The sequence below is a fragment of the [Ruminococcus] torques ATCC 27756 genome, assembly GCF_000153925.1.
Lineage (GTDB): Bacteria > Bacillota > Clostridia > Lachnospirales > Lachnospiraceae > Mediterraneibacter > Mediterraneibacter torques.
On the sequence record NZ_DS264369.1, the window covers coordinates 20,724 to 27,026 of the forward strand.

Genomic DNA, 6,303 nt, shown 5'->3' on the forward strand with positions numbered 1-6,303 from the left:
TGCATAAGACGAAACGATGAAACTGCTTTCGTCTGTATCGTAAATTTGCAGAGGAAGCAGAAGTGGTTTTTACTGCGGCTTCCGTCTGCCAACGCTCATTATATCACAAGAAAATAAATTTAGAAACGAAAATCTCTTCTGTTATCCTGCTCGATCAGTTTCAGATTTTCCAAAACGACGGCACGCGCTTTCTCATTCGGAACATTGAGAACTTCTCTGTCGATCAGCCGGTCTCCGATTGCCTTTGTCTCAGGAGACGCATAATCCATCAAATATTCTTTCAGTGTCATGAGAGCGTTCGGATGACAGCAGTTTTGGATCTGTCCGCTTTTGCAAAGAGACATAAACCGATCTCCGGTTCTTCCTTCACGATAACATGCGGTACAAAAACTTGGGATGTAATCCATTTCCATAAGCCAGCGGACAACTTCGTCAAGTGTGCGGGTATCGCTGACGTCAAACTGTTCGGATTTGGCATCTTCAGGTTCCGGTTCACAGTACCCTCCTACGCTGGTTCGTGATCCGCCGCTGATCTGGGAGATTCCAAGATGAAGGACGCGCTCCCGTGTTTTCTGGTTTTCGCGGGTAGAGATAATCATTCCCGTATATGGAACGGCGATTCGGATGCAGGCAACGATCTTGGCAAAAGTATCGTCGTCGATTCCGTTGTCAAACTGATCGGGATCGATATCGTCGGCGTGTTTCAGACGAGGAACGCTGATCGTGTGCGGACCGACTCCGAACGCCGCTTCCAGATGCTCGGCATGCATGAGAAGCCCGGCAAATTCATAGCGGTATTTGTCCAGTCCGAAGAGAACACCCAGACCGACGTCGTCTATGCCGCCTTCCATGGCGCGGTCCATCGCTTCGGTGTGATAGTTGTAGTCGTGTTTTGGTCCGGTCGGATGCAGTTCAAGATAGCTTTCTTTATGGTATGTTTCCTGAAACAAGATGTACGTTCCGATGCCGGCTTCTTTGAGCAGGCGGTAATTATCGACTGTCGTAGCCGCAATATTAATATTGACACGGCGGATCGCGCCGTTTTTATGTTTGATGCTGTAAATCGTTTTGATCGATTCTAAGTAATAGTCCATCGTATTGCGGACAGGATCTTCGCCTGCTTCCAAAGCAAGCCGTTTATGCCCCATGTCCTGAAGTGCGATGACTTCTCTTCGGATCTCTTCCTGAGAGAGCTGTTTCCTCATAATATGTTTGTTTTTCGCGTGGTACGGGCAGTAAGTACAGCCGTTGACACAATAATTTGACAGATAAAGAGGAGCAAACATTACGATTCTGTTTCCGTAGAAATCTTTTTTGATCTGTTCTGCAAGCTTATAGATCTCTTTGTTTTTTTCTTCGTCCGAACAGGCGAGAAGAACTGATGCTTCCCGATGTGTCAGCCCTTTTCGTTTTTTTGCTTTTTCAATGATCGCATCGATCAGTTTCATGTTATTTTTATTCTCATCTGCATAGGCGAGCGTTTCGAGAATTTCTTCATGATTGATAAAATCATCTGCATGTTTTGAATTTACATCGTACATAGTTGAGTCTCCTTTTAATTTTTAATATTATTTTTCGGAATTTTAAATCGTTTTATCTGCTTTCAGACAGGGAAAATGTTTCGGATGAAAGTGCTTTTTATATGTTCAGGGAATCTCCTCTGGAAACTGTGATTTCATATCCGATATTTTGTATTCTCTGCTTTAAAGAACGAAGGCTTTCGGCGGCTTCGTCACCGGTGCACAGTTTACTGTCGTAAAGTAAATATTTTTCTCTCACCTGCGGCGGAGAAAGATTCGGCATGATCACGTTCGCTCCGGCAAGAATTCCCTTTTCGCGGCCGTCGGAATCAATCGTGCCAAGAGCGGTCGTGGCAGGGAGAAGGACTTTCGGAAGAAGCAGACGGATCAATCCGAGCAGAAACAGCGTTAGATCAGCGCTTCCGGCCTTTTGATCTGCAAACGGGGTGTCATGATGGGGGATGAAAGGACCGATCCCGACCATCTGTGGATTGAGTTCTTTTAAAAACAGCATATCGTCTGCCAGATTTTCAAAAGTCTGATAAGGCGATCCGACCATAAATCCGGTGCCGACCTGATAGCCGATCTTTTTTAGATCAAAAAGACATTGCTTTCGTCTGGCGGCGCTTAAGGCAGGGGGGTGAAGCTTTCCGTAATGCGTGTCATCGTATGTTTCATGTCTTAAAAGAAAGCGATTCGCTCCGGCGTCATAAAGTTGCTTGTAGCTTTCATAAGAACGTTCTCCGATTGAGAGTGTGATCGCGCAGTCACTCCATCGCGTTCGTATAGAAGAAATAATATCAGTCAGCCGGTCATCCGTAAATGAACCGTCCTCACCGCCTTGCAGAACGAACGTCCGAAAGCCGAGAGCATATCCCATCTCACAGCAGGAGAGTATCTGCTCTTTTGTCAGACGGTAACGGTTGGCATTTCTGTTACTTTTTCGTATTCCGCAGTAGAAGCAGTCGTTTTTACAATAATTTGTAAATTCGATCAGTCCGCGGATGTATACGCTGCGTCCATAATGGCGTGTGCGGACGGCCTGTGCCCGTTCAAATAAATAGTCTGCATCATCGGCCGTTCTGTTTTGAATCAGGCGGATCCATTCGTCTCTGGAAAGATTACGGGTTGCTTCTAATCGGTCAATCAGTTGTTTTGTATCGTTTTTTTCGGTCATAGTCGTGTCCTCTCGCAGAAAAATAAGTGTGACAGTTCAGTTCGCGCCATTCGTAAAACCGTACTGCGTGCTTATCGCGGCTGACGCCGCTGTTTTACTCATAAGCGGGCGTTTGGATCATATAGCTGTTACAAATAAGTTACGTTGTTTTGCCGTAGATCGTTTTCGTGCTGACGCCCGGAAGCATTCCGAGTTTGCCGGAAAGGGCGCTGATGATATTGTTCGGGGCGTCTACGGCGATACTGATAATATGGATTCCTTTTTCTTTGTATGGCAGTCCCATTCTTCCGATTACATATTCTCCGTAGTCGCTTAGAAGATGGTTTAGTTTATCGACGGATTCTCGGGTTTCGAGAAGAACGCCGATAAGAGCGATTCTAGTGTCCATAGTATGTCTCCTTGTTATAATTCGTATAGTGTAAGCAGTTGACAAGGTTTCAGACAAGTTCGGACTTTCGTTTGCAGACATTGTAAAAAGCGCGCCTGAAAAGGCGCGCGGATATACAAAGAAAGAGGGAGAGTCCCTCTGATATTCCATATGTGCGCCTTTTTGCTCAGGAGGATGCCTTTGCAGTCAGAACGTATGTCTTGTGTTTGAGTATAGCATAAAGTTGGAAGAATGACACGAAAAATTTTGGGATTCACTTGTTGTTTTATGTATTATGCATAAAACTTTAATATGTTTTTAGTGCGGTTTCTATAATATGATTTTTATGATTTCATTTGTGATATAGTCACTGTTAAAAAGTTTTTATTGGTTTAATATGAAACTAGAGTATAATAGAAAAGGGTTCGTAAATTCATTTCTATGATTGAAGCATATATTTTCAGAAATTGAGGAGGCGGTAATATGGCAGAGATCAGAAAACGGATCGTTTTTCACGGACGCGTTCAAGGCGTCGGATTTCGTTATACGGCAAAATATCTCGCGCAGTCTTTGGAATTGACAGGCTGGGTTCGCAACGACTGGGATCAAACTGTGACAATGGAAGTTCAGGGAAGAGAAGCGCTGATCAATAAACTGCTTGTCGGCTTGAATCAAGGGCGTTTCATCGATATTCAATGGATGGATACTGAAGAGATTCCGTTAGAGGAAGAACGGGAATTTACGGTGAAGTATTGAAAAATGAGCAAAACGAAAAACTGAAAAAATGATAAAACAGAGAAAATATTGAATAGAACGACGACAGATAAAAGGAAAATAGAAATATGGAAAAGGAGAATAAGATTATGAAATTAGGATTTATCGGAACAGGAAATATGGCGGGCGCGATCATGGGAGGCATTATCAGAAATGAGATCTTTAAGCCGGAAGAGATCATCGGCGCGGATATTTCAAAGGAAAGCCGAAGCAAAGTGCAATCTGCATATGGGATCAATGTGACAGAGGATAATAAGAAAGCGGCGTCAGAATCAGAAGTTCTTGTACTCTCGGTGAAGCCGCAGTATTATGCGGAGACGATCAAGGAGATTAAAGACTGTGTAAGAGAAGATCAGCTTATCATTACGATCGCTCCCGGAAAGACGCTTAAGTGGCTGGAAGAACAGTTTGAAAAAAAGGTTAAGATCGTTCGTGCAATGCCGAATACACCGGCGCTTGTAGGAGAGGGGATGACAGCCGCATGTGCAAATGATGCGGTGACAGAAGAAGAAAAAGAATATGCGTTGAAAATCTTACGTTCTTTCGGAAAAGTAGAGATTGTGGCGGAAAATATGATCGATGCTGTCGTTGCCGTAAGCGGAAGCGCTCCTGCATATGTATTTATGTTTATTGAAGCGATGGCGGATGCGGCTGTGTCGGAAGGAATGCCGAGAAAGCAGGCGTATGAATTTGCCGCGCAGGCAGTTTACGGAAGTGCAAAGATGGTGCTCGATACGGGAAAACATCCGGGAGAATTAAAAGATATGGTATGTTCTCCTGCGGGAACAACGATAGAGGCTGTCCGCGTTCTGGAGGAGAAAGGACTTAGAAGCGCGGTGATCGAAGCTATGAAAGTATGCGCTGATAAATCGAGAAAGATGTAATAACGAAGAAATAAAGTGCTGCAAAACAGACTTTTACAGAAGCAAGGAAGCGAATTGAATTTTGCAGAATGAAAGAAATAAACAGGTCGTTTAGTGACAGGAAAAAAGGAGATGAAAATTATGTATGATATCGGAATCATCGGCGGCGGGACTGCCGGAATGACAGCGGCGATCTATGGTCAGAGAGCGGGAAAAAGAACAATTATTATAGAAGGAGGAACATTTGGCGGTCAGATCACTTCGTCTCCGAATGTAGAAAATTATCCGGGGATCGCAAGTGTGAGCGGAAGCGAATTTTCCATGAATCTGCTCGATCAGGCAATGAAACTCGGCGCAGAGACACAGATGGCGCAGGTGACGGGAATTCGTGATGAAGGAGAAGTAAAAGTAATCGTTACACCGGAAAAAGAATATCCGTGCCGGAGTATTGTTTTAGCAACCGGAGTGACGCACAGACATCTTGGAGTACCGAATGAAGAGCGGCTGACAGGGGCGGGAGTTTCCTATTGTGCAACATGTGACGGAATGTTTTTCAGAGGAAAAGAAGTCGCCGTAGTAGGCGGCGGAAACACAGCGATCCAGGATGCGGAATTCCTTTCCGACTATTGCAGTAAAGTATATCTGATCCATAGAAGAGATGAGTTCCGGGGTGAAAACAGCGGTGTGAAGCGGCTGAAAGAAAAGGAAAACGTAGAGTTTATCCTCAGCGCGACAGTGAAAGAACTCGTCGGAGAATCCATGGTGGAAAAATTAATTTTAAATGATAAAAAGACGGGAAAAGATTTTGAACTTCATGTGTCAGGTGTATTTGTCGCAGTCGGCCAGATCCCTAAAAACGAGACGTTTGCAGATACGGTAAAATTAGATGAGGGAGGATTCGTTCTCGCATCGGAAGACTGCCTTACATCTCATCCGGGAATTTTTGCGGCGGGAGACTGCCGTACAAAAGAAGTAAGACAGCTTACGACGGCGGCGGCAGACGGCGCGGTGGCGGCGCTTGCGGCATGTAAATATATCGCAGATCAAAGTTTGTGAGATTTTGTGCTGAATTATCATTTTAATAAGTAAAATAAAAAACAGTTCCGTTTTACAGACAGTTCGATGAGTCTGTATGAAAAGCGGAACTGCTTTTTTTATTTTTTTGATATTTTTATTTGAGTTTAAAAATATAATTTTGCATTTTTTTCAATCGTTTCTTTGATGATCGATTCTACGTGATCTCCGATATGACGTTTTGTTTCTTTATCAAGCCGGTCCGGATAGATCGGTTTTTGGTATTCGATCACGACATGGGTTTTTCTAATCTTCGGAAAATGATTTTCAAAAATTTCAGCCGTGTTGTTCATGCAGATCGGAACGATCGGACAGCCTGTTTTTGTGGCGATTTTAAAAGCGCCGTCTTTAAACGGAAGAAGGGAAAGCTCCGCTCCTGTGTTGCGCGTCCCTTCGGGAAAGATGCAGATTGAAATCCCCCGTTTAATGTAATCTATAGCAGTCAGTATAGTCTTTAGTCCTTGTTTTGGATCGGAACGGTCAAGGAAGAGACAATACAGGCGACGCATCCACGTTGTAAGTGTCAGA

General features: G+C 44.1%; 7 protein-coding genes. 3 read left to right on the plus strand and 4 right to left on the minus strand.

The window, feature by feature from the left end; translation table 11 throughout:
• Positions 1-119: 119 nt before the first annotated feature.
• The 3 genes from hydG to RUMTOR_RS10535 all read right to left on the minus strand — a co-directional run bounded on the left by hydG (position 120) and on the right by RUMTOR_RS10535 (position 3,085).
• Positions 120-1,541 (minus strand): [FeFe] hydrogenase H-cluster radical SAM maturase HydG, encoded by a 1,422-nt coding sequence (hydG, locus tag RUMTOR_RS10525; RefSeq protein ID WP_004847765.1) that lies wholly within the window; start codon positions 1,539-1,541, stop codon positions 120-122.
• 97 nt (positions 1,542-1,638) lie between these two features.
• Complete coding sequence (hydE, locus tag RUMTOR_RS10530) at positions 1,639-2,697, minus strand: [FeFe] hydrogenase H-cluster radical SAM maturase HydE (RefSeq protein ID WP_004847767.1); 1,059 nt, start codon at positions 2,695-2,697, stop codon at positions 1,639-1,641.
• A 139-nt stretch (positions 2,698-2,836) separates the two neighbouring features.
• Positions 2,837-3,085 carry a TM1266 family iron-only hydrogenase system putative regulator gene (locus RUMTOR_RS10535; RefSeq protein ID WP_004847769.1) on the minus strand — a complete coding sequence of 83 codons (249 nt, stop codon included), beginning with the start codon at positions 3,083-3,085 and terminating at the stop codon, positions 2,837-2,839.
• Positions 3,086-3,547: 462 nt separating this feature from the next.
• Between RUMTOR_RS10535 and RUMTOR_RS10540 the strand changes: the two genes are divergently transcribed.
• The 3 genes from RUMTOR_RS10540 to trxB all read left to right on the plus strand — a co-directional run bounded on the left by RUMTOR_RS10540 (position 3,548) and on the right by trxB (position 5,757).
• Positions 3,548-3,820, plus strand: a complete 273-nt coding sequence (locus tag RUMTOR_RS10540) for an acylphosphatase (protein WP_004847771.1) — start codon at positions 3,548-3,550, stop codon at positions 3,818-3,820.
• Between the two features lie 107 nt (positions 3,821-3,927).
• Positions 3,928-4,722 (plus strand): pyrroline-5-carboxylate reductase, encoded by a 795-nt coding sequence (gene proC, locus RUMTOR_RS10545; protein ID WP_009242403.1) that lies wholly within the window; start codon positions 3,928-3,930, stop codon positions 4,720-4,722.
• Between the two features lie 120 nt (positions 4,723-4,842).
• On the plus strand, positions 4,843-5,757 hold the full coding sequence (gene trxB / locus RUMTOR_RS10550) for a thioredoxin-disulfide reductase (protein ID WP_009242402.1): 915 nt from the start codon (positions 4,843-4,845) through the stop codon (positions 5,755-5,757).
• Positions 5,758-5,882: 125 nt separating this feature from the next.
• On the opposite strand, the gene RUMTOR_RS10555 is transcribed toward trxB, so the two are convergent.
• Positions 5,883-6,303: lysophospholipid acyltransferase family protein (locus tag RUMTOR_RS10555; protein ID WP_044998242.1), on the minus strand; the 421-nt coding region annotated here is incomplete at its 5' end.